This window comes from Nocardia beijingensis NBRC 16342, from assembly GCF_001612785.1.
In the GTDB taxonomy this organism is placed as follows: Bacteria; Actinomycetota; Actinomycetes; order Mycobacteriales; family Mycobacteriaceae; genus Nocardia; species Nocardia beijingensis.
Genome location: NZ_BDBC01000010.1, coordinates 170713 through 192649 on the forward strand (window position 1 = coordinate 170713; position 21937 = coordinate 192649).

General features: G+C 68.5%; 20 protein-coding genes. 6 read left to right on the forward strand and 14 right to left on the reverse strand.

From position 1 onward, the window contains the following. Positions 1-54: 54 nt before the first annotated feature. The 3 genes from NB3_RS06085 to NB3_RS06095 form a co-directional block, all read right to left on the reverse strand. Positions 55-447 carry a hypothetical protein gene (locus NB3_RS06085; RefSeq protein WP_067797731.1) on the reverse strand — a complete coding sequence of 131 codons (393 nt, stop codon included), beginning with the start codon at positions 445-447 and terminating at the stop codon, positions 55-57. Positions 448-589: 142 nt separating this feature from the next. Then, positions 590-1546 (reverse strand): electron transfer flavoprotein subunit alpha/FixB family protein, encoded by a 957-nt coding sequence (locus NB3_RS06090; RefSeq protein ID WP_067797734.1) that lies wholly within the window; start codon positions 1544-1546, stop codon positions 590-592. A 35-nt stretch (positions 1547-1581) separates the two neighbouring features. Then, complete coding sequence (locus NB3_RS06095; RefSeq protein WP_067797737.1) at positions 1582-2367, reverse strand: electron transfer flavoprotein subunit beta/FixA family protein; 786 nt, start codon at positions 2365-2367, stop codon at positions 1582-1584. 262 nt (positions 2368-2629) lie between these two features. Here NB3_RS06095 and NB3_RS06100 point away from each other — a divergent pair, with 262 nt between their 5' ends. Genes NB3_RS06100 through NB3_RS06110 form a run of 3 tightly spaced genes read left to right on the forward strand, consistent with a single transcriptional unit; the run spans position 2630 to position 6341 of the window. Next, entirely contained in the window at positions 2630-3439 is an 810-nt protein-coding gene (locus tag NB3_RS06100; protein WP_067797740.1) for a class I SAM-dependent methyltransferase, read from the forward strand. Further along, a complete protein-coding gene (locus tag NB3_RS06105) occupies positions 3436-5091 on the forward strand; it encodes a 1,4-alpha-glucan branching protein domain-containing protein (RefSeq protein WP_244891784.1) in 1656 nt (551 codons plus the stop codon). The genes NB3_RS06100 and NB3_RS06105 overlap by 4 nt, the downstream gene beginning before the upstream one ends. Further along, positions 5088-6341 (forward strand): glycosyltransferase family 4 protein, encoded by a 1254-nt coding sequence (locus tag NB3_RS06110; protein WP_067797743.1) that lies wholly within the window; start codon positions 5088-5090, stop codon positions 6339-6341. Before NB3_RS06105 ends, NB3_RS06110 begins: the two co-directional genes overlap by 4 nt. 3 nt (positions 6342-6344) lie before the next feature. Here NB3_RS06110 and NB3_RS06115 read toward each other — a convergent pair whose 3' ends face one another. Next, entirely contained in the window at positions 6345-6890 is a 546-nt protein-coding gene (locus NB3_RS06115) for a DUF1697 domain-containing protein (protein WP_067797746.1), read from the reverse strand. A gap of 48 nt (positions 6891-6938) precedes the next feature. Continuing rightward, on the reverse strand, positions 6939-7688 hold the full coding sequence (locus NB3_RS06120) for an acyltransferase (protein WP_067797748.1): 750 nt from the start codon (positions 7686-7688) through the stop codon (positions 6939-6941). Positions 7689-7948: 260 nt separating this feature from the next. Here NB3_RS06120 and NB3_RS06125 point away from each other — a divergent pair, with 260 nt between their 5' ends. Next, the gene (locus tag NB3_RS06125; protein ID WP_084485834.1) at positions 7949-9217 is read left to right on the forward strand and encodes an outer membrane protein assembly factor BamB family protein; all 1269 of its coding nucleotides are present in this window, start codon (positions 7949-7951) and stop codon (positions 9215-9217) included. 18 nt (positions 9218-9235) lie between these two features. On the opposite strand, the gene NB3_RS06130 is transcribed toward NB3_RS06125, so the two are convergent. Genes NB3_RS06130 through NB3_RS06140 form a run of 3 tightly spaced genes read right to left on the reverse strand, consistent with a single transcriptional unit; the run spans position 9236 to position 11848 of the window. Then, a complete protein-coding gene (locus NB3_RS06130; protein WP_067798449.1) occupies positions 9236-10105 on the reverse strand; it encodes a polysaccharide deacetylase family protein in 870 nt (289 codons plus the stop codon). Further along, positions 10102-11223 (reverse strand): oxidoreductase, encoded by a 1122-nt coding sequence (locus tag NB3_RS06135; RefSeq protein ID WP_067797750.1) that lies wholly within the window; start codon positions 11221-11223, stop codon positions 10102-10104. Before NB3_RS06135 ends, NB3_RS06130 begins: the two co-directional genes overlap by 4 nt. Continuing rightward, complete coding sequence (locus NB3_RS06140) at positions 11210-11848, reverse strand: DUF1989 domain-containing protein (protein ID WP_067797752.1); 639 nt, start codon at positions 11846-11848, stop codon at positions 11210-11212. Before NB3_RS06140 ends, NB3_RS06135 begins: the two co-directional genes overlap by 14 nt. 116 nt (positions 11849-11964) lie before the next feature. Between NB3_RS06140 and NB3_RS06145 the strand changes: the two genes are divergently transcribed. After that, a complete protein-coding gene (locus tag NB3_RS06145; RefSeq protein ID WP_169810646.1) occupies positions 11965-13332 on the forward strand; it encodes an amidase family protein in 1368 nt (455 codons plus the stop codon). A gap of 105 nt (positions 13333-13437) precedes the next feature. Here NB3_RS06145 and NB3_RS06150 read toward each other — a convergent pair whose 3' ends face one another. After that, positions 13438-14883: a cytosine permease gene (locus NB3_RS06150; RefSeq protein ID WP_067797759.1), complete on the reverse strand. Its 1446-nt coding sequence runs from the start codon at positions 14881-14883 to the stop codon at positions 13438-13440. Between the two features lie 115 nt (positions 14884-14998). Between NB3_RS06150 and NB3_RS06155 the strand changes: the two genes are divergently transcribed. Beyond that, the gene (locus tag NB3_RS06155) at positions 14999-16630 is read left to right on the forward strand and encodes a PucR family transcriptional regulator (protein WP_244891785.1); all 1632 of its coding nucleotides are present in this window, start codon (positions 14999-15001) and stop codon (positions 16628-16630) included. A gap of 31 nt (positions 16631-16661) precedes the next feature. On the opposite strand, the gene NB3_RS06160 is transcribed toward NB3_RS06155, so the two are convergent. The 5 genes from NB3_RS06160 to NB3_RS06180 form a co-directional block, all read right to left on the reverse strand. Beyond that, positions 16662-17840 carry a class I SAM-dependent methyltransferase gene (locus NB3_RS06160; protein ID WP_067797765.1) on the reverse strand — a complete coding sequence of 393 codons (1179 nt, stop codon included), beginning with the start codon at positions 17838-17840 and terminating at the stop codon, positions 16662-16664. A 175-nt stretch (positions 17841-18015) separates the two neighbouring features. After that, on the reverse strand, positions 18016-18993 hold the full coding sequence (locus NB3_RS06165) for a class I SAM-dependent methyltransferase (protein WP_067797768.1): 978 nt from the start codon (positions 18991-18993) through the stop codon (positions 18016-18018). A gap of 37 nt (positions 18994-19030) precedes the next feature. Next, positions 19031-19807, reverse strand: coding sequence for an enoyl-CoA hydratase-related protein (locus tag NB3_RS06170; protein ID WP_067797771.1), 777 nt, complete (start codon positions 19805-19807; stop codon positions 19031-19033). A gap of 366 nt (positions 19808-20173) precedes the next feature. Then, a complete protein-coding gene (locus NB3_RS06175; protein WP_086006354.1) occupies positions 20174-20944 on the reverse strand; it encodes an NUDIX hydrolase in 771 nt (256 codons plus the stop codon). A gap of 98 nt (positions 20945-21042) precedes the next feature. Continuing rightward, positions 21043-21876, reverse strand: coding sequence for an ABC transporter ATP-binding protein (locus NB3_RS06180; RefSeq protein ID WP_067797776.1), 834 nt, complete (start codon positions 21874-21876; stop codon positions 21043-21045). Positions 21877-21937 lie beyond the last annotated feature (61 nt).

Sequence of the window (21937 nt, forward strand, 5' to 3'; positions counted from 1 at the left end):
CGACCGAAACGGTTCGAACCGACCAGCACCTCGGCGGAGTCGCTCGCACCCGCGTCAGTTCGCCAGTCTCCTGGCCGAGACGCACGAGCACCGCGTCGGCCGCGCGGCGGTTATTCGTTCGACCAGTTGGATGAGGTCACAGTCGTAAATGGTGGCCAGGGCTTGCAGCGTCTCACGAAAGCGGCGAGGGAAATCGACATAGTCGGTGGCCAAAGGCAGCATGATTCGGCCTAGCAGGCCGTCCTCCCCTGGAAGTCGCCAGATCTCTTTGATGTCCTGATCGCGGGACTCTAGTTGCCAGTCGTGGAAGGCAAGGTACTGGGACACCACCGGTGGCGACAACACCGACGCGAATTCTCGGAGAGTGTTCTGCCGCGCGGTGATCGGCAGACCGCCGTCCACGCCGGTCGCCGTCTGAAGATCACCGCTGTCCACGACGTCGCTCATCGCCCCCTTGCCCCATCCCGCAGTGCAGCAACGCTCGCCAACAGTAGCTCAAATCCATTGTGGGATCACGTGTTCGGCGGTGAAAAAACGAAAAAGTGGCCCCGACCGTCCGGTCGGGGCCACTTCTGGGTCGCCGCGGGCGTCAGCCCTTGTGCGCCTTGACCGCTTCGGTCAGCTGGGGCGCGACGTTGAACAGGTCGCCCACGATGCCGTAGTCGGCGATCTCGAAGATCGGCGCCTCTTCGTCCTTGTTGACCGCGACGATGGTCTTCGAGGTCTGCATGCCCGCGCGGTGCTGGATCGCGCCGGAGATGCCCAGGGCGATGTACAGCTGCGGGGAGACCGTCTTACCGGTCTGGCCGACCTGGAACTGGCCCGGATAGTAGCCCGAGTCGACGGCGGCGCGCGAAGCGCCGACGGCCGCGCCGAGCGAGTCGGCCAGAGCCTCGACCACCGAGAAGTTGTCGGCGGAGCCGACGCCGCGGCCACCGGAGACCACGATGCTCGCCTCGGTGAGTTCCGGACGGTCACCGGCGACGACCGGCTCGCGCGAGGTCACCTTGACGACGCCCTCTTCCTGCGCGGGCACCTCGACGGTCACCTTCTCGCCGGCACCGGCCTGCGCGGAGGCCTCGACGGCGCCAGGGCGGACCGAGATCACCGGGACATCGCCGGTGACCTTGGCGTCGACGGTGAACGCGCCACCGAAGATGGAGTGCACGGCGGTGCCGTCGGACTTCACCTCGATGACGTCCACCAGCAGGCCGGAGCCGATGCGGGCGGCCAGGCGACCCGACACCTCCTTGCCTTCGGCGGAGGCGGCGACGATGACGGCGGCGGGCGAGACCGACTCGGTGAGCGCGGCCAGCACGTCGACCTTCGGGGTCACCAAGTAGTTCTCCACATCGTCGGACTCGGCGATGTAGATCTTCTCGGCGCCCGCGGCGGCCAGCGCGTCGGCCAGCTTCTCGCCGGTGCCCGCGGTGCCGAGCACGACGGCGGCGGGCTCGCCAAGGGCGCGAGCGGCGGTGAGCAGTTCGGTGCTGACCTTCTTGATCGCACCCTCGGCGTGCTCGACGAGCACGAGTACTTCAGCCATGTGTGTTCTCTCCTAGGAAGTCTGCGCTACCGAGATCAGATGATCTTCTGGCCGATCAGGTACTGGGCGATCTTGGTGCCGCCGTCGCCCTCGTCGGCGATCTTCTCGCCCGCGGTGCGCGGAGGCTTCGGCGTGGCCGCGGTGACGACGGAGCCCGCGTTGGCGACGCCGACGGTCGAGGGGTCGACGCCCAGGTCGGCCAGCGTGAAGGTCTGCACTTCCTTCTTCTTCGCGGCCATGATGCCCTTGAAGGACGGGAAGCGCGGCTCGTTGATCTTCTCGGTGACGCTGACGATGGCGGGCAGCGTGGCCTCCAGCTTGAACACGCCTTCGTCGGTCTCGCGCTCGCCGGTGATCTTGTCCCCGTCGACGGTCAGCTTGCGCAGGTGGGTCAGCTGCGGCAGGCCCAGGTACTCGGCGATGATCGCGGGCACCGCGCCCGCGCGACCGTCGGTGGCCTCGTTGCCCGCGATGACCAGCTCAACACCCTCGACCTGGCCGAGCGCGCTCGCCAGCACCCACGCCGTCTGCACGGCGTCCGAGCCGTGGATGGCCGGGTCGTTGATGTGGATGGCCTTGTCGGCGCCCATGGACAGCGCCTTGCGGATGGCCTCGGTGGCGCGGTCGGGACCGGCGGCCAGCACGGTGACCTCACCGCCCTGGGCCTCCTTGATCAGCAGCGCCTCTTCGACGGCGCGCTCGTTGATCTCGTCGAGGACGGCGTCGGCGGCCTCGCGATCGAGCGTGAAGTCACCATCGGTGAGCTTGCGCTCCGACCAGGTGTCGGGAACCTGCTTGATGAGTACGACGATGTTCGGCATCGGTCTTCGTCGACCTCCTGTTCTGGTTACACGTATGTGGTGGTCGCACGAACTGCGCCGTACGCCCCGGTGGGTGGCTCAGGCCGTGACATTACCCTACGTTAAGTTACCCGTGGGTAACTTAGTGGCTTCTCTCTCACAATTGGTTACCACGCACTACAGTGCGCCGTTCCAGCGGCCCCTTTCCCGGCGAGCGAAGCCGCACTCCGGGGCGGCCGGGTGGGGTATGCCCCGCGGATGCCGTGCCAGTAACGTCGGAGTGATGAGCGAGGCTGTGATCCCTGCCGCAGTAGGCGACCCGACCGGCATTACCGAGACGACTGTCGGCGCCGTCGAACCACTGCCGCTGACCGGCGAGCGCACCGTTCCCGGTATCGCCGAGGAGAACTACTGGTTCCGCAGGCACGAGATCGCCTACGCCCGCCTGCTCGACCGCTGCGCCGGAAAGACCGTGCTCGAGGCCGGTTCCGGCGAGGGCTACGGCGCCGACATGATCGCGGGCGTTGCCACCAAGGTGATCGGCGTGGACTACGACACCGGCGCCGTCGAGCACGTGCGCGCGCGCTACCCCCGCGTCGAGATGATCCAGGGCAACCTCGCCGAACTGCCGCTGGAGGACGTCTCGGTCGACGTCGTGGTGAATTTCCAAGTGATCGAACACCTTTGGGACCAGTCCCAGTTCCTGCGCGAGTGCCTGCGGGTGCTGCGTCCCGGCGGTGAGCTGCTGATCAGCACGCCCAACCGGATCACATTCTCCCCCGGTCGCGACACTCCGCTCAACCCGTTCCACACCAGGGAGCTCAACGCGGCGGAACTGACCGAACTGCTGGTCGAGGCCGGATTCGAGGTCTCGGAAATGATCGGCGTGCACCACGGACCCGGCCTGAAAGCGCTGGACGCCAAGCACGGCGGGTCCTTCATCGACGCGCAGATCGAGCGCGCGCTGGCCGGGGAACCCTGGCCCGCGGAGCTGACCGCCGACGTCGCGAGCGTCACGGTGGACGATTTCGAACTGCTCGCCGCGGACATCGACGCGAGCCTGGATCTGGTCGCCATCGCGGTGAAGCCTTGACCGAGCGCAGTACCCACGCAGCGAGCCCCGTGCCGGGCCAGTTCACCTTGGTCCTGCACTCGCACCTGCCCTGGCTGGCCAACCACGGGCGCTGGCCGGTCGGCGAGGAATGGCTCTACCAGTCCTGGGCAGCGTCCTACCTGCCGGTCGTCGAGGTGCTGCGCACCCTTGCCGCCGAAGGCCGTTCGCATCTGCTCAGCCTCGGCATCACGCCGGTGCTCGCGGCCCAGCTGGACGACCCGCACTGTCTGGCGGGCATGCACCACTGGCTGGGCAACTGGCAGCTGCGCGCCGACGAAGCCGCCATGGCGGGCAACGTCGCGCTGGGCAGGCACGAGCACCGCCTGGCCGCCGCCGCGCTGGCCGAGTTCGAGCGGCACTGGCGGCACGGCGCGGCGCCGGTCTGGCGCGCGCTCATCGACGCGGAGACCATCGAACTGCTCGGCGGCCCGCTGGCTCACCCGTTCCAGCCGCTGCTGGACCCGCGGCTGCGGCAGTTCCAGCTCACCGAGGGCCTGGCCGACGCGCGGCACCGCTGGGGCCACACGCCGACCGGCATCTGGGCGCCGGAATGCGGATACACCCCCGGCATGGAGGCCGGCTACGCCGCCGCGGGTGTGACACATTTCATGGTCGATGGCCCCGCGCTGCGCGGCGATACGACGCTCGGCCGCCCGGTTCGCGATTCCGACGTGGTCGCGTTCGGACGTGATCTGCAGGTCAGTTATCGCGTGTGGTCGCCGAAATCCGGCTATCCCGGCCACGGCGCCTACCGTGACTTTCATCACTACGACCATGCGACGGGTCTGAAACCCGCGCGGGTCACCGGCAAGACGGTCGCGGGTCCGGACAAGGCTCCCTACGATCCGGAACTGGCCGCCGCGGCCGTCGGCAGGGACGTGGACGACTTCGTGCGAACCGTGCGCGAGCGGTTGATCTCCGAGTCCGAGCGGATCGGCAGGCCCGCCCTCGTCGTCGCCGCGTTCGACACCGAACTGTTCGGCCACTGGTGGCACGAGGGCCCGCAATGGCTGGCGCAGGTGCTGCGCGCGCTGCCGGAGGCGGGCGTCACCGTGGGCACCCTCGCCGACGCCAGAGCGCGTGGCTACCTGGGCGAGCCGGTGCCGCTGGCCGACTCGTCCTGGGGTTCGGGCAAGGACTGGCGGGTTTGGGCGGGCGAGCAGGTGCGCGACCTGGTCGAGCTCAACGACGACATCGTGTGGCTGACCCTGGACACCGTCGACAAGATGCGCGCCGCGCAGGGCGGCGCACCGGGACTTCGCGACCACGTCGCCGATCAGCTGCTCCGCGAGGCGATCCTGACCGTCTCCAGCGACTGGGCGTTCATGGTCAGCAAGGACTCCGCAGCGGGGTACGCGCGCGACCGCGCGCACCGCCACGCCCACGCGGTCCGGGAAATCGCCGCGGCCGTCGGGGCGGGCCAACTCGCGAAAGCACGGCAGTTGGCGGCAGGATGGGGGGAAGCTGACGGACTCTTCCCCGGCGTGGACGCGCGACGACTCACCTCCGCGGGGTCCGTACCCAGCGCCACCGGGGCAGTTTCCGCCGCCGCGCCAGGCCATGGCCCCGCCACCGCGGATCACGGACCGGTTCCGGCGGACCCGGGCTCGGCCGCAGAAGGACTTGCATGAAGATTTTGATGGTGTCGTGGGAGTACCCACCGGTCGTGGTCGGTGGGCTCGGCAGGCACGTGCATCACCTCGCCGTCGAACTGGCCGCGGCGGGCCACGAGGTGGTCGTCCTGTCCCGGCGGCCCTCCGGCACCGACGCCTCCACCCATCCCACCCACTCCTACATCGCCGACGGCGTGCTGGTGGTCGCGGTCGCCGAGGACCCGCCGGTGTTCGACTTCGGCGAGGACATGCTCGCCTGGACACTGGCCATGGGGCACGCCATGGTGCGCGCGGGCGTCGCGCTCGGCAAGCCGGGCATCGGCGACGGCTGGACCCCCGACGTGGTGCACGCGCACGACTGGCTGGTCGCCCACCCCGGCATCGCCCTGGCCGAGTACTACGACGTGCCGCTGGTGTCGACCATCCACGCCACCGAGGCCGGGCGGCACAGCGGCTGGGTCGCGGGCAAGGTCAACAAGCAGGTGCACTCGGTGGAGTGGTGGCTCGCCAACGAATCCGACGCGCTGATCACCTGTTCGGCGTCGATGCAGGACGAAGTCGAGCGGCTCTACGGTCCGGAGCGGATCCCGATGACAGTCATCCGCAACGGCATCGACGTCGGCTCGTGGACCTTCCGCCCGCGCGCGCCGCGCAGCGGTCCGCCGCGGCTGCTCTACGTGGGCAGGCTCGAGTACGAGAAGGGCGTGCAGGACGCGATCGCCGCGCTGCCGCGCATCCGCCGCGCCCACCCCGGCACCACGCTGACCGTCGCGGGCGTCGGCACCCAGTTCGAGTGGTTGCGCGAACGCGCCCGGGTGCATCGCGTGGCCCGCGCGGTGAACTTCGCCGGTCAGCTCGACCACGCCGAACTGCTCGGCTGGCTGCACGGCGCCGACGCGATCGTGCTGCCCAGCCGGTACGAACCCTTCGGCATCGTCGCGCTGGAGGCGGCCGCGGCGGGCACCCCGCTGATCACCTCCACGGCGGGTGGGCTCGGCGAGGCCGTGATCGACGGCGTCACCGGCGCCTCGTTCGCGCCCGCGGACATCGACGGCCTGGTCGACGCGGTCCGCGCCACTCTCGACGATCCCGCCGCCGCGCAGCAGCGCGCCTACGCAGCCAGGGAACGGCTCACCGCCGATTTCTCCTGGGACGTGGTGGCCGCGGAGACCGCCCAGGTGTACCAGTCGGCCAAGCGGCGGGTGCGCAACCCGCTGGGCCGCCCGTCCATCGTGGAACGCCCGCTGCCGGAACGCGATCCGAAGTAGCCGCTAGGCCGCCAGTTTCTTGACGATGCGCTCGATGGTGAGCCAGGTGCGGGTGGTGATGTCCTTGCCGTACGTCTTCTCCAGCCAGGACATGAAGTCGGGCGTCTTGCCCGGCTGACTGTTGTCGATGATCGCGAGGATGGCGCGCGCCGCCGCGTCGTAGCCGACGACCTTGGTGAGCGGATCCGGCTGCTCGGGCAGGGTTGCCGGAGGCTCGGCGGTGTCCTTGAGGAACGTGGCGATCAAGTACGTGCCGCGGCCGTGGGTCAGGCCGTGGAACGGGTCGGTGTCCAGCAGCGCGCGCAGTTCGTCGTGGCTGCGGATGATGGTGCCGCCGCCGATGCCCAAGTCACGGATCAGCGCCCGCTGGATACGCTCCTCGAGCGCGGGCACGTCGGTCTCCGGGCTGCGGAACACGATGTTCCCGCTGGTCAGCACCGAACCGACACCCTCGAAACCGAGCGATTCGAACACCCCGCGCAACTTCGCGTTGCTCATGTTCGGATTGCTCGGCATGATCCCGCGCAACAGGGCGGCGTAGGCAGTCATGGCGCCGAACCTACTCGCCCGCACCGACGAATTCCCGACTCCGCCGCGCTAGGCGTTCTGCGTGGCCCCGTTCTTCTTGCGCGCGATGTCCTCCAGCGCGGCAAGGTATTCGGCGCGCTGCTCGGCGCCCGCCTCCCAGGCCGCCTTGCGGTTCTTGACCACCTTGGCCGGTGCGCCGACGGCGATGCTGTAATCCGGGATCTCGCCCTTGACCACGGCGTGCGCGCCGAGCACGCAGCCACGGCCGACGCGGGTGTCGCGCAGCACGGTCACCTTGGCCGCGATCCAGGTGTCGGGGCCGATGCGCACCGGGCTCTTCACGATGCCCTGGTCCTTGATCGGGACGTTGATGTCGTCCATCTTGTGGTCGAAGTCGCAGATGTAGCACCAGTCGGCGACCAGGGTCGATTCCCCGATCTCGATATCGAGGTAGGTGTTGACCACGTTGTCCTTGCCGAACACCACCTTGTCGCCGATGCGCAGGGAACCCTCGTGGCAGCGGATGGCGTTGCCGTCGCCGATGTGCACCCAGCGGCCGATCTCCATACGGCTCAGCTCGGGAGTGGCGTGGATCTCCACGCGGCGGCCGAGGAAGACCATGCCGCGCAGCACGATGTGCGGGTTGGCCAGTCGGAACTTGAACAGCCGGTAGTAGCGCACCAGATACCAGGGCGTGTACGCCCGGTTCGCGAGCACCCAGCGCAGCGACGCCAGCGTCAGAAAACGCGCCTGCTGCGGATCCCGGCGGCGCGATCCCCGCCAGCGCGAGCGCAACGGTGCGCCCCACATGCTCGTCACGAACGGTTCTCCTGTCGTGGTCCTACCGGCCGTCGCCCGCCTCGGCGGCGACGGGTAGAGCCTATCGCCCGTGGCGAGCATCGCGACGAGCACCCGCTACGACAAGGCCGGGACTCGTTCACCCGCGCAAAGGCCTCCCGTACAGTGACTCCTGCGCCGGACAGGGCGCGGATGCGAGCCAAACGACGACAGGAGTACGGCAGGTGCGAAGCGGCGGCGTACTGGCTACTTCCCTGTGGCGACCGTCCCGGAAACGCGCCGTGGTCGTGCTTGCCGCGGTCGGCGCGCTGACGCTGGCCGGTTGCGGCACCGACTACGACGACATCACCGTCGGCACCGGCAAGGGCTGGACCGCCGCCTATCACGACGGCCGCAACAGCGGCACCACTCCGGTCACCGGATCGCGCAAGATCGGGCTGAGCTGGCAGCGGCCGGTCGGCGGGCCGATCGCCCAGCCGGTCACGCTGGGGCCGGACAGTCAGCTGTTCGTCACCACGCGCCTGCCGAACTGCTCGATCTTCTCCTTCCAGATGGCCACCGGTCGCAAGCGGTTCTGCAACGCTCTCGGCCCGAGCGCGATCTCCGCGCCGTCGGCGGTCGACGGGATGACCAACGTCTACGTCGGCGACGACAGCAGGGTGATCTCCTTCAACTACCTCGGGCAGCCGCGGTGGGCGACGCCGGTGGCCGGAACGCCGGTCTCGGTGCAGTTCACCGGCGACGGCAAACTGCTGACGATCAGCCAGTCCGGTCAGGTCGACGTGCTGTCCAGGCAGACCGGCGATCGGACGGTTCCGACCGTGCAATTGCTCGGCGAACCCGATTTCCTCGCGCACGCCGGCCTCGGCTGGCCGGACGCGGGCCAGGGGTTGGACGACTGCGCCACCGGAGGGCCGCACTGCCCCGTCGCGAACATCTCCCCCATCGACGCGGACGGCCGTTTCTACGTGACGTTGTGGCAGCCCGGACGGCCCGCCGCGGCCCTGGTCGCGCTGCGCTACACCGGCGCCAAGGTCGCGCGGGAGTGGAGCGCCGAACTGCTGCTGGGCGGCAGCGCGACCAGCCCGGCCCTGTCCGCCGACGGCGGCACCGTCTACGTCGGCGACAACAACAACCGCCTGATCGCCCTCGACACCACCGACGGGCGGACCAAGTGGGTCCACCGGCTGGATTGGACGCCGCGCGGCGGCATCTCGGTGTCCGACGACGGCCTGATCATCCCGTCGGGCGAGGAAGGCTACCTGCTCGCGCTGCGGGACAACGGCGACACCGCCGAAACGGCTTGGGAGCGCAAGGATCTGGCGCTGCGCGGCCCGGCCGCGCAGACGGCGGGCGACACCGGCTACGCCACCGCGGCGATCGGTGACGGACTGAACCTCGTCACCTTCGACACGCGGACCGGAGCCACCATCGATTCCGACGTCCTGCCGGGCGCGAAGGGCACCACCACCGGCACGTCGGTCGGCGCGAAAGGCGAGGTCGTGGTCGCCACCCGGATCGGCGAGATCTTCGCGTTCGAGCCGGAGTAGCCGAACCGCAGGCAGCGTTCAGTCGGGATAGACCTGCGGGTCCAGGCTGTAGGCGGGCAACGGTCGCCGCGGCGTGGAGCTATCTTCCTTCGCCCATTCGGCCACGTCTCGGCATCGTGCGAATCGGACATCCGCGCACTCCTGCGCGTACCGCAGCAACCCGCGCAAGGCCATGATCCGACCGGGTCGCCCGGTCAGGAACGGATGCACGCACAGGTTGAAAAGGCTTCGGTAGTGGCGTGCTCCGCGCAGCTCGCAGCGCCACATCTCCTCCACCTTGATCGGTGATTCGATGACCGAGCCGATTCGGGGCTCGGGCAAGAACGCGTACTGTTCCCAGTCGTCGAGCGACCAGTGCACCGGCAGTTCCACGACCGGCGCATGAGGGGTGGCGACCAGGTATGGGCGGTCGTCACCCATCAGCGACGAGTCGTACCGGAGCCCGAACTCGGCGACGAGACCGAGGGTTTCGCGGCTGGCACTCCACATCGCGGCACGGTGCCCCGCGATCTCGATGCCCTGCTGCGCGAATACGTCCAACGCCCGGAGGAAATCGGCCCGCTCCGCGCCCGGCGGCATCGCGGTCGGCGGCCGATGGCTGTAGGAGTGATGGGCGACCTCGTGTCCACGGTCGACAATCGAGCGTGCCAGCCGTGGACGTTGCTCGGCGACCCAGCCGGGCACGAAGAACGTCGCGGGAACATCGAATTCGTCGAGCAGGTCGAGGATGCGCGGGACGCCGACATCCGGCCCGTAGGACTGATGCGACATCACCATCGGATGGTCGGCGAACCGGCCGCTTTCCGCCAGAATCGGTGCTTCGGCGTCGACGTCGAAGGTCAACGTGGCGACGGCCGCGGCTCCGCGAGTCCAGGATGGGGTAGTCACTTGCCGGACTTCCGCCGCCACGCCTGGGCGTTGTCGAGGGTGGCCATGGGATGCAGCATCTCATGGTCGAACACATCCAGGCTCGCTCCGCGCTCGACGCGCCGCGGTAGATCGGGATTGGCCAAGGCACCGCGTCCGAGGGAAAGGACGTCGGCATGCCCGCCGGTCAGCACGTCAGCGGCTTGGGCCAAGTCGTGCATTCCGCCGTTGGCGATCACCGGTCGACCCGAGACCTCGCGGGCGAGCGCCGTGATCGTGGCTCCACTGTCGAACCGGGCCGTCTCGATGAAGTCCCGTCCTTCGCTGGCGATATGCAGGTAGGCGGCATCGACCAGTTCGGCGAAGATCGCCCTGGCATCCGCCTCACCCCCCGGCCAGCGGTGCGTGAAGTCGTTGACCTTGGTCTGCGACAAGCGGACACCGACCGGGAATCCGTCGACAGCATCCCGGATCTTCGTGAGAATCTCAGCGGTCAATCGGATCCGGTTCGTCGCCGAACCGCCGTATTCGTCCTCGCGCAGGTTGGTGTAGTCGGTGATGAATTGATCGAGCAGGTACCCGTTCGCGGCGTGGAGCTCGACGCCGTCGAAGCCCGCTGCCCGCGCGTTCTTCGCCGCCGCGACGAAGCCGGCGACGACCTCGTCGATGTCGCCGCCTGCCATCGCCCGCGGCACCCCCCAAGGGCCACCGGCGCCGCCGTAGTCGCTCAGCATCACCCCGCGAGGACGAACCGCCGACGGCGCGATCGTCCCGAATCCATAGAAGTTGCCCTGCGACAGGGCGCCGGCGTGCATCAGCTGGGCGATGATGGGCGCACCCTCGTCGTGTACCGCACTCACCACGGCCTGCCAGGCGTCGATGTGCTCGTCGGACACCAATCCCGGCTGATTGAAGTACCCCTGGCTGTGCTTGGCGTCGGTGTAGATCCCTTCGGTGATGACAAGCCCGAAACCGCCCGCGGCGAAACCGCGGTAGTAGTCGGCCATCTGTGGAGTGGGGGTGCCGTCCGGTCGGGCGGACACGCGTGTCATGGGCGCCACGGCGAACCGGTTGCGCAGGTTCAGTGTGTCCAGCGCGAGCGGTGCCAGCGCCGGGTGGTCGAGGTCAATGGTCGGCATCTGCGGTTCTCCTGATACTCGTGGGCTGGACTTTCATCGCCAAGGATGTCGGTCCGGTTCCGTTGATGACGTTGTGGTCCTGCGGGCACGCGGAGACGACGACGATGCAATCCATCTCGGCGCGAAAGGTGATGGCGTCTCCGGGCTCGGTCGCGGCCTCCAGCCACGACAAGGTGCCATCGGCGGCGACCGGAATACGCATGAAGACGTTGATCGGCTGAGGGATGACCGGCAGGGCGCCGTGGCCGAGTTCGGCCATCGCGCGGCGCAGGTTCTCAGCACAGCTGGCATGATCCGGGTCACCGTATGCCGCATACCTTTCCGGATCACAGGCGGCGATGAGCATGTCGTGCACACCGGGGGAGGTGTCGTTCCGATACCCGAGAATGGGCCGACGACGGTTCGTGACGAAGTACTCCCCCAGCGCCGGAAACAGCCTGCCGTTGTGTGTGCGCGTATGACCTGCACTGTGGTACTCGGAGATGTCGTATGCGTTGTAGGCGAAAACATCCCCCACTTGCCCACCGCAGAGATCGATCACCGTCAGCTCGTCCCCCCTGCGTAACGTCACGGAGCGGGCTTGTCTCGCCGGGATGGTGATCGGCTCGTAACTCAACGCTGTCATGCGACCAGTCAACTACGACGGGTTCGCACTCAGGAATGTATTTGGATCCATCATTCGGCGGTCGTACCTGGATGTTCACACATAATGGCAGCATCCCGGTCGCGCTACCGTGCGTCATGCCCGATCACTACTCGACCATGAATCGTCACCGACCGATGAGTACCGCTACGGCACTCGGCGCAGCCCTCGACCGACGGGAAACGACGGCCACTCGCCTGACAGCGACCTCATTGGACCTCGGCCATCGCTACGCCTCGGACGCCGCGATGATCTCGCTGACCGAGGACCTGGCCCTTCGGCAGGCCGCTGCAAGCGAACGTCGCCGCGAGCTCGGACACCCTCGCGGCCCCCTCGACGGCGTGCCCATCGCGTGGAAAGACGTGTTCGATGTCCGGGGCACCGTCACGACCTCCGGATCGGCCGCGCACGCCGACGACCTGCCCGCCGTGAACGACAGTTACCTCGTCCGAAAAGCCCACCGCCGCGGATTGATCACGCTCGGCAAGACCAATCTCAGCGAATTCGCGTTCTCCGGCCTCGGAATCAACACTTATTTCGGCACACCGACGAACCCCTTCGACGCGAGCCTTGTCCCGGGCGGATCGTCATCGGGCTCCGCGGTCGCGGTTGCCCGCGGAATCGTCCCCTTTTCCATCGGCACGGACACATCCGGCTCCGTGCGAGTGCCTGCCGCGTATTGTGGCATCGTCGGATTTCGGGTCAGCGCCGGCCGCTACGGGCCTCACGACTTCGCGCCCTTGTCCCGCACGCTCGACAGCATCGGCACCTTCGCGAAGACGGTGACGGATGTGATCGCGCTGGACCGGGCTCTCGGCCCGGGGATTTTCCGGTACCAGGCCGGCATTCCCACCTTCGTCATCCCCGCGGGCGAGTGGTCCGAGGATACGACACCGGAAGTCGGTGCGGACTTCGCCGCTGTCGTGGATGCGCTTCGTGCCGGCGGAGCGAAGGTCGTCATCCGCGAGCTGCGCTCGATCGTCGCGGCGCAAACCCTGACCGACCGGTACGGCACGATCGTCGGCGCCGAGGCATACCAACTCCATCACCACCGACTCGACTCGAGCATGCCTCTGGAGGACGCCACACGGCGGCGCCTTCTGGACAACGCGCGCACTTGCGCCGGTATCGGTGCCGTCTACGCCGAGATGCCTGCTCTTCGAGCCGCGTTCGCCGAGGAACTCGCGGGCGCGACACTTCTGTGCCCCACAGTGCGGCACCTGCCGCCCTCCATCGGCGAACTGCGCGCCGACGCAGGTCGCTACGATGCGGCAAACGCATCGACCCTGCGGACCACGATGGTTCTCAGCCTCCTCGGCACCTGTGGGATCACTCTGCCCGCTCCGGCGGGCGCAGGCAGGCCGCCCGCAGGCGCACTGCTCTCCCGCCCCTGCCACGAGGACGACATTCTGCTCCAACACGCAGCCTGGAGCGAGCGCGCCCTGTACAAGGCCCACTCGCTGTGACCGCTGAACGCTACGGGAATTTCGATGTCCGGCGCCGCGAGCTCGCATCAATGCCGCGCACGGCGCCGGACATCCCCTCATCGACCCGAGTCCGAAGAATGCAGGTCAGGTAATCGACCGGCGGCTCGATGGTCTTCTGCCGCCGACGGCGAGTGCCGCGTATATCCCTCCGGCGACCAGACTTCCGGACAGCCAGGAGAAATCGGTATTGCCGAGAGCTGTGGCCAACGGGCCCCGCATGGCCGCAACCAGGCCGTATTGCCAGGACCACGCTGCGATCAACCCCGCGCCCAGGCTGATGAGACCGATCCAGTTGAAGGCGCCGACACCTGAGCGGGCATCAGCGGAGTACAGCTTGCCAACTGGTATCGCGCCGCGATGGACCAGAAAATAGTCGACCAGAAGTATGGCCGCCCACGGACTGATCCACATCAGAATGGAAACCATCCAGTTGTCGAATGCATGGGCGAAGTCGGACGAATTGATGAACACGGCCAAGACGATGGCAGCGATCAGCCCCGCGAACAGCGTGAGCTTCCAGCGGGCGACGCGTATGCCGACGGTCAATACGGCCAGAGAGCACGAGTAAAGGTTGAGGATATTGGTCGCGATCGGCCCGTGCATGATCAAAAGCAGAACGGGAACGGCAAGCGCGCCGAACGTGCCGACGACAAGTGCGGATGGATCCGCGTTCCCACCGGCGCCGGCCAGACATGCCCCGAGCGCCGCCAGCCAGACCGTGGGCACGTACATCCCTGCTGCCGACGCCCAGAAAACGGCTTTGCCGCTCAGCTTCGGCCGCACGAAACGACTGTAGTCGGCGGAGTACGGAATCCAGGTCAGGCCCCAGCCGACTCCGATAGCCGTGACGAGCTGCGTTACCGCGGTGACCTTCTCGCCGGTGGTGAGCGTCGAGGAAACGGTCCAATCGATCCGGGAATTCGCGAACGCGACCACCGTCATCACGATCATCACACAGACGGTGAGCGGAACGGTGTACTTCTCGAAGGCGCGGATCGCGTAGAACCCGTACAACGCCAGCGCCAGCTGAACGACCATCAGTACGCTCGCGACGAGCACTTCGAGTCCGAACCCTCCCCTGATGCCCAGCTGATCCAACACCGCCAGGACCAGGTCGAGGACGACCCACGTGTTGACACCGACCCAGGCCATGGTCAGAAGGCCCTGCACGGCCGCGGGAACAGCGGCGCCCTTGATGCCGAACGCCGAACGGCCGAGCACCATCTGGTTCACCGCTGTGCGATGTCCGATCACATTGAAGACACCGAAAACGGCACACCCGACCAAGTTGCCGACGACGATCACGACCAGGGTCTCGACGAGACTCAGCCCGAGCACGATGCCGAGGGCGCCGAGAACCCAATTGATCGGTGCGATGTTCGCCCCGCACCAAATCCAGAACAGCTCCCAGGCCGAGCAGTCCCGCTGGTTGTCAGGAATCGGCCCGACCCCGTGATCATCGAACCGGATACCCGAATCGGGTGCGGGCCGGATGGGATCGGAGGTGGCCGATAATTGTGGAGGCGCCATGATCTCCCTTTCTCATTAGTGATGCAAGTCATAGAAGCACCCGCACCACGGTCGGCCTATGTGCGAAAATCCACCCTCCAAGCTGGCGCCATGTATATTCCCTCAGGTGTTGACAATGCGTCGACTCATCGACCAGTCGGCGCTCGGACTACGTGTGGTGACGCCGGGGCCCATCGAGAGCCTCGATGCGGAGATTCGCTGGCTGCACACCACCGAACTGGCTGACCCGTCGCCCTATATCCGGCCCGGTGAGTTGGTGCTGACGAACGGTTTATGGCTGTCGCACGTGTCCGTCGATTCCTTCGTCGACTGCGTGGTCCGCGCACGGGCCACCGGCCTCGTATTCGGCCTGACGGAGCAGACTCCGCAGCTGCCACCCGGACTGGTCGAGGCGAGCCAGGCCAGAGAACTGCCGCTGCTCGAACTCGGCATCGGTGTCCCTTTCACGTCCGTGACCAGCGCCGCCGCCCGCATTCGAAACGAAGCTCTGCAGGCGGAGCTCACCGCGACTGTCCAGCGCGGCGAAGCACTCGCGTCGGCCTTGTCACGGGGCGGGGGCGTGGCAGGGGTCCTCGAACTTCTGCGGCGGGAAACAGATCTCCCGCTGGTGGTCGTCGACCGCACCGGACGGTGCCTGGCGAGTATCGACTGCCAACTGACCGATGAGCAGATTCGCATCGCCGCCGCGGCTCTGAACCGCACACCACCGCCGATCGAAGTGGCCATCGCGGATGGTGCACCGTCGGCGCTCTACCTGGTCGAGGGCGCGATGGGGGCCATAGACGCCGGGTTGTACTGCCTCGCCCCGATCGCATCGCTCACTCCGCAGGACCGAGAGGCGCTGGCCCAGGCCGCACGCTTCCTCAGTCTCGAGATCACGAAACAGCAAGCGGTGCATGCGATCGAGGCGCGATTCGCGGCCGAACTACTGGAGATGATCCTGTCCGGGGCGCGACGAACAGGCGAAGTCGCGCAGCGACTGCGGACCTACGGCGTGCCCGCGGATCGGCCCTTGGCCGTGTTCGCACTCGCGCCGGCGGCACCGCGCGAGACAACCGAGCGCCTGCGCATCGATGAGATCGCCGCCGCCACCGGTGCCGCCTTCTCCGCCAACGGGCTTCCGGTTTTCACCGCTGCCGGAAGTCATGATGTGGTGGCGATCTGTTCCTGGGACCGGACGCAAGAAGAGCTACGCCGATTCTCCGAACAACTCTCGGCCGAGGTCGGTCGACGCGTGCGCCGGCAACGCGTCGTCGTGGGCTTGGGCGAGATCTCGGCCGACGCCAGCGCGCTACGGGAACCGTTGGTGCGCGCGCGAGAGATCTGCCAGATCCTGCAAGCCAGGGGCGGACCGACTGCGGCGACCTTCGCCGAAGTCGCCACTTATCGCATGTTGCTCGGCCTGCTCGACGAGCACGTGCGCGACGCGTACGCCGACCAGGTCCTCGGTCCGATACGCGACTACGACAGCCGCGCCCACACCGAGTTGGAGAGCACCTTGCGTGCGTTTCTCGCTCATGACGGGCAATGGGCGGCGACGGCCGCGGCCCTGCACGTCCATGTGAACACCTTGCGGAATCGCATCGGCCGGATCACCGAACTGACGGGTCGCGATATCAACCGTCTGCCGGACAGGATCGACCTGTTCCTCGCACTCGAAGCGGAGACGACGGGACCGTCCGCGGCTGAGCGAAAGAGGCGGACTTCGTCCGATCACCGCCATCACGGCAGCGGCTCGAGTTCGTAGCGTAGCCACGCACGGCCCGAACAACCGTCCACTAGTGGGTTCGCGGGTCCACCGCGGTGCACAGAAAGGCGGTCGGCGTGCGCCCGATGCGAGTGATCACGAGCGTGAACGGTTGGGAGCCAGCCGGTTTCAGGTTGCGGCGCAGCCGGTCGGGGTCCACGTCGACGCCGCGGGCGAGGATCTCCAGCGGCCCGCAGTCGTGGCGGCGGAGTTCGGCGCGTAGGGCCTTCTCCCGGTAATCGAGACGATCGATGATGCGGAAACCGCGCGTCCCCGCTGGGATGCGATCGCCGGTCAGGTAGGCGATGCGCGGGTCCAGTTGCCACAAGCCGTGTTTCGCGGCGTAGTGGCGGACGAGTCCGGCGCGCACGACCGCGCCGTCGGGGTCGATGATCCATTGCCCCGGTGCGCGCTCCTCGATGACGTCGGGCTCGGCATCGGTGATGGTCCAGGCGGCGGACTTGGACGAGAGCACCGTGGCGCGGCGGGTGACACCGGACTCGGCGAGTCCCGGCGACCACAGGCACGCCTCGCGCACCGAGCCGTCGAGCGACACCACCTCCACCTCGCCGGGCCATCCGAGCCGGTCGAAATCCAAACCGGGAGCGCATTTCACGGCGAGATCGCGCCCGCGATAGGTGTCGAGCAGATCCGGCAGCGGCGGTTGCAGTTTGGCCGGGTCGTGGGTGCGGCGGCCGTCGGCGCGCCGGGCCGGATCGGCGATCACGACGGTGCCGACGCTGCACGACCTCAGCGCATCGGCCTTGACCAGCAGGACATTGCGATGGCCGGACAGATTGCGGGCCGCCATGGCCAGCCGCACCTCGTCCAGATCGCTGCCGAGCACGGCGGGACAGTGCGGCGCCAGCGCGGCCAGTTCAGCGCCGATGGAGCAGGTCACGTCGTGCACCGTCCGCCCGGCCAGGCGAGCGGCCCGGTGTTCGGCGACAGCCGTCGGGGTCGCTTGTTGCAGGGCGTCGTCGGTGAACAGCCACTCCTCCGCGTCGGCGAGTTTGGCCGTGGCGCGGCGGCGCAATCGCACCGTCTCGACCAGCGCAGCGGCCCGGTCGCCGTGGGCGCGGCGCACCTGCTCGAGATCCTTCAGCAGGGATGCCGAGGTGAGCGCCAGTCCGTCCAGCTCGGCCAGAGCGGCCCGGCCGGTCGCGCCGTCCAGATACCCGACATCCTCGCGGGTGAAGCGATAGGCCACTATCGGTTCCGCACCGGCGGGTGCGCCGAGTCGACCCGCCTGATTCCGCCGGTGGTGATCCCGAAGCCCTCGGCCCGGTCACGGCGCTCCCAGACCGGCGGCGACATGGGCTGGCCTCCGCCCGCCTCGGCAGCACCGAGCGTGCTGCCGAGGCGGGCGATGTGGTTGCGCGACACTACTTCCCGGCGGAGCTGGGCTTCACGCCGGTGATCATGGCGTTGTAGAAGAACTGGCGTGGGACCACCCGGCGCATGACGTTCTCGTCCACCCAGCTCAGCCCGAGCCACGCGCGGTACATCGCCATCCGGTAGCGCCAGGTGAGCTTCTCGGCGGGCACGGCCGCTTCGAAGGTGCGCACCGGCCAGCCCCACAGCGCCGCGGCGAATTCCTCCGTCTTGGCCGACACCTCCACCGCGCCCGCCGAGCGAGCCATGGCCTCCAGCTGGTGCGGATCGAAGGTGTGCAGGTCGACGACCGCCTCCAGGGCCGCCGCGCGCGAGGACTCGTCCAGCTCCTCCTGCGGACGCCGCCAGTCGCTGAGGATCGGCAGCTTGGTGACCGTGGTGGTGGCCTTCCAGGTGATGCGGCCGAGCCAGCGGGCGTAGAAGTTGCCGACCGTGGTGGGCTCACCGGCGAACACGAAGCGGCCGCCCGGCTTCAGCACGCGCAGGCACTCCTTGAGCGCCAGCTCGACGTCGGGGATGTGGTGGAGCACCGCGTGGCCGACCACCAGATCGAAGGTGTCGTCCTCGTAGGGGATGGTCTCCGCGTCGGCGACCCGGCCGTCCACGTCCAGTCCCAGGTTCTGCGCGTTGCGCAGCGCGACCTTCACCATGCCGGGCGACAGGTCGGTGACCGAGCCCGATTTCGCCACGCCCGCCTGCATCAGGTTCAGCAGGAAGAAGCCGGTACCGCAGCCCAGTTCGAGCGCCTTGCCGTAGGGCAGCGGCGCGGGGCCGACGGCCAAGTCGAACCGGCCGCGCGCGTATTCGATACAGCGCTCGTCATAGGAGATGGACCATTTGTCGTCGTAGGTCTCGGCTTCCCAGTCGTGGTAGAGCACCTGGGCCAGCTTCGTATCCTTGAGCGCTGCTTCGACCTCTGCCTCGGTGGCGTGCGGGTTCGGCGCGGGGTCGTCGGGACGTACCGTCATGGTCGGCAAGCCTACCCAAATCCGCAGTTGACGCCTGCTATCGGCCCACGAATTCGGCCGACCCTGGACCGTTGGCCAGATAGGAACCTGTTCCTATCAGGCGATCTTCCGTCGTGAACAGGGCCGACCACTCGCCACGGGCGCGATCGAGGCCGTGCGGACCGGCTTCGAAGACCGCTTTCGCCGCCGCCAGCGCGCGGGCAGGCCCGTCGGCGAACTGGCGCGCCCACCGCATCGCGGCGGTGTAGACGTCGTCCGGCGCGACGACTTCGTCGACGAGGCCGAGCGCCTTCGCCTCGTCCGGTTCGACGAACCGGCCGGTGTAGACGAGGTCCTTGGCCGCGCCGGGCCCGATCAGCAGGGCCAGGCGCCGGATGCCCGCGAGCGGGATGAGCCCCGTCTTGATCTGCGGCAAGCCCAGTTTGACGTTGTCGCCGATGACGCGGCGGTCGGCCCCCAGTGCCAGCTCCAGCCCGCCGCCGAGGCAGTAACCGCTGATCGCCGCGACGGTGGGCTGCGGGATCCGGGCCAGGCAGCCGAGGGCGTGCTGCACATCGGCCGCCATGGCGGCGGCCTGAGCGCTCCCGAGCCCGAACAGTTCGGCCACGTCGTCGCCCGCGCAGAACACGCGCTCGTCGCCGTACACGACCACCGCGGCGACACCCGGGTCGGTGGCGACGGCGTCGGCCGCCTCCGCCAGCTCGCGCGCCAGCTGCACGTTCAGCAGGTTCATCGGCGGGCGGGCGATCCGGAGGACGGCCACGCGCCGCGCGGCGGAACCTTCGGTCAGCTCCAGGGTCACGAATTCGGCCATGGGACGCACGCTACCGGGTGCCCACCGTCACCAGCGGTGAGCCCCGAGGACGGCGACGCCGGGTCACCGGGCGCGGGTCGCGCTCGGCACGATGAGCGAGCACGAGCGGCGGCGATCGACCAGGCGACCCGGTGCGCGGCTACGGATGGTCGGCGTCTTTCGAGGAGCGGCGTGGCGCGAGGTCGATCCGGACGTTGTCGGAGGTGGTGATGACGAAGACACGGTCACCGCGTTCCTTGTCCGCGGCTGAGGCGTTCGGCCGATCCCGAGAGGGTGACCCCTACCGCGATGACCCCGCACCCACCCCGGAAGCTACGCACTCCCAGGACGGGCGCGGGCAAGCCGGGCTCGGATCACCGGCGCCGTTCACGGGCGTACGGACCCCTTGAGCCGCCCGGCGTCGGGCAGGTCGGCGAAGTAGCGGTGGTTGTCGGGGAAGGACAGCAGTTGTTTGCCGTCCCGATCGGCCAGCACCGGCATGATCGGATCGATCCGGCGCTGCGCGGCCGAGATCTCGGCCGTGGAGCGGAATTCGCCGAGCGCCACCAGCTGCGCCCAGGTCGGCGGGAGCAGCACGTCGACGCCCGAGCGCCAGCGTGCCAGCGCCTCGGCCGGAGTGCTCCAGCGCACCTCCGCCGCCTCGGAGGTGGCGCCGTCGGCGCGCTGGCCCTCCGGCAGCACCGCGACGAAGAAGCGGGTGTCGTAGCGGCGCGGCTCGATGACCGGGGTGATCCAGTTCGCCCACGGCCGCAGCAGGTCGGCGCGCAGCACCAGCTTCTCCTCGGCGAGGAACGACGCCAGCGTCGTTTCCCTGCGCTCCAGCCTGCCGCGCGCGTCCCGGTAGCCGGTGGTGTCGGAGACGACGCTGTCGGCGGTCGGCCCGGCCAGCAGCACGCCGCACTCCTCGAACGTCTCGCGAACGGCCGCGCAGACCAGCGCCTTGGCCCTGGTCTCGCTGGTCGCGAACTGCTCGGCCCACCACGCGGGTTCTGGACCGGCCCAGGCGATATCGGCCGTTCCGTCGGACGGGTCGACGCCGCCGCCGGGGAACACGGTCATGCCGGCGGCGAACGCCATGGCGCCGACCCTGCGCTGCAGGAAGATCTCGGGTCCGTCGGCCCCGTCGCGCACCAGCATCACCGTGGACGCGTCCTTGAGCGGCGGTGCCGGTTGCTGAGAGTCTGCCTGCGCTTCTGTCTCACTCACCCTTGCACCATAACCGGCGCGGTCGGATGTCAGCGGGTGCGGTGGCTGCCCGCCCGACGCGAGCGCCGCGCGAAATAGCGGCCGTCGACGCAGTCGAGCGCGATCGACTGACTGAAGGCGTCGCTGAGGTTCTCCGCGGTGAGCACGTCGGAGAGCAGGCCCTGCGCGACGACTTCGCCCTCGTTGAGCAGCAGGCCGTGGGTGAATCCCGGCGGGATCTCCTCCACGTGGTGGGTGACCAGCACGATCGCGGGCGCGTCCGGGTCGGCGGCGAGATCGCCGAGCCGCTCCACCAGTTCCTCGCGGCCGCCCAGGTCCAAGCCCGCGGCGGGCTCGTCGAGCAGCAGCAGTTCGGGATCGGTCATCAGGGCGCGGGCGATGAGCACACGTTTGCGTTCGCCCTCCGACAGCGTCCCGTAGGTGCGGTCGGACAGATGTTCGGCTCCGAGACTTTCCAGCATGTCGATGGCGCGATCGGTGTCGACGTCGTCGTAGCGCTCCCGCCAGCGGCCGAGCACCGCGTAGCCCGCGGACACCACCAGGTCGCTGACCTTCTCGTCCACCGGAACCCGGCTGGCCACCGCGGCCGACGACAGGCCGATCCGCGGACGCAGCTCGCTGAGGTCCACCTTCCCGATCCGCTCCCCGAGCAGATGGGCGACGCCCGCCGTGGGGTGCAGCTCGGCGGCGGCCATCCGCAACAGCGAGGTCTTGCCCGCGCCGTTGGGGCCGAGGACCACCCAGCGTTCGTCGAGCTCGACCTGCCAGGTGACCGGGCCGACGAGGGTATTGCCGGAGCGGCGGACGGTCACGTCGGTGAAATCGATGAGCAGATCGGGATCCGGTTGCGGCACGCGCTCCATCTTGGCCCACCCGAGGGTGCACTTGCCAACGCAGGGAGGGAAATCGAGCCGGGCGGTCGGA

Coding starts and splice junctions, on each gene's coding strand:
- NB3_RS06110 (WP_067797743.1), top strand. CDS start 5,088: ATGAAGATTTTGATGGTGTCGTGGGAGTACCCACCGGTCGTGGTCGGT.
- NB3_RS06090 (WP_067797734.1), bottom strand. CDS start 1,546: ATGGCTGAAGTACTCGTGCTCGTCGAGCACGCCGAGGGTGCGATCAAG.
- NB3_RS06140 (WP_067797752.1), bottom strand. CDS start 11,848: ATGACAGCGTTGAGTTACGAGCCGATCACCATCCCGGCGAGACAAGCC.
- NB3_RS06145 (WP_169810646.1), top strand. CDS start 11,965: ATGCCCGATCACTACTCGACCATGAATCGTCACCGACCGATGAGTACC.
- NB3_RS06085 (WP_067797731.1), bottom strand. CDS start 447: ATGAGCGACGTCGTGGACAGCGGTGATCTTCAGACGGCGACCGGCGTG.
- NB3_RS06165 (WP_067797768.1), bottom strand. CDS start 18,993: ATGACGGTACGTCCCGACGACCCCGCGCCGAACCCGCACGCCACCGAG.
- NB3_RS06175 (WP_086006354.1), bottom strand. CDS start 20,944: ATGCTGGTGCGCGACGGGGCCGACGGACCCGAGATCTTCCTGCAGCGC.
- NB3_RS06100 (WP_067797740.1), top strand. CDS start 2,630: ATGAGCGAGGCTGTGATCCCTGCCGCAGTAGGCGACCCGACCGGCATT.
- NB3_RS06115 (WP_067797746.1), bottom strand. CDS start 6,890: ATGACTGCCTACGCCGCCCTGTTGCGCGGGATCATGCCGAGCAATCCG.
- NB3_RS06095 (WP_067797737.1), bottom strand. CDS start 2,367: ATGCCGAACATCGTCGTACTCATCAAGCAGGTTCCCGACACCTGGTCG.
- NB3_RS06150 (WP_067797759.1), bottom strand. CDS start 14,883: ATGGCGCCTCCACAATTATCGGCCACCTCCGATCCCATCCGGCCCGCA.
- NB3_RS06135 (WP_067797750.1), bottom strand. CDS start 11,223: ATGCCGACCATTGACCTCGACCACCCGGCGCTGGCACCGCTCGCGCTG.
- NB3_RS06155 (WP_244891785.1), top strand. CDS start 14,999: ATGCGTCGACTCATCGACCAGTCGGCGCTCGGACTACGTGTGGTGACG.
- NB3_RS06170 (WP_067797771.1), bottom strand. CDS start 19,807: ATGGCCGAATTCGTGACCCTGGAGCTGACCGAAGGTTCCGCCGCGCGG.
- NB3_RS06180 (WP_067797776.1), bottom strand. CDS start 21,876: ATGGAGCGCGTGCCGCAACCGGATCCCGATCTGCTCATCGATTTCACC.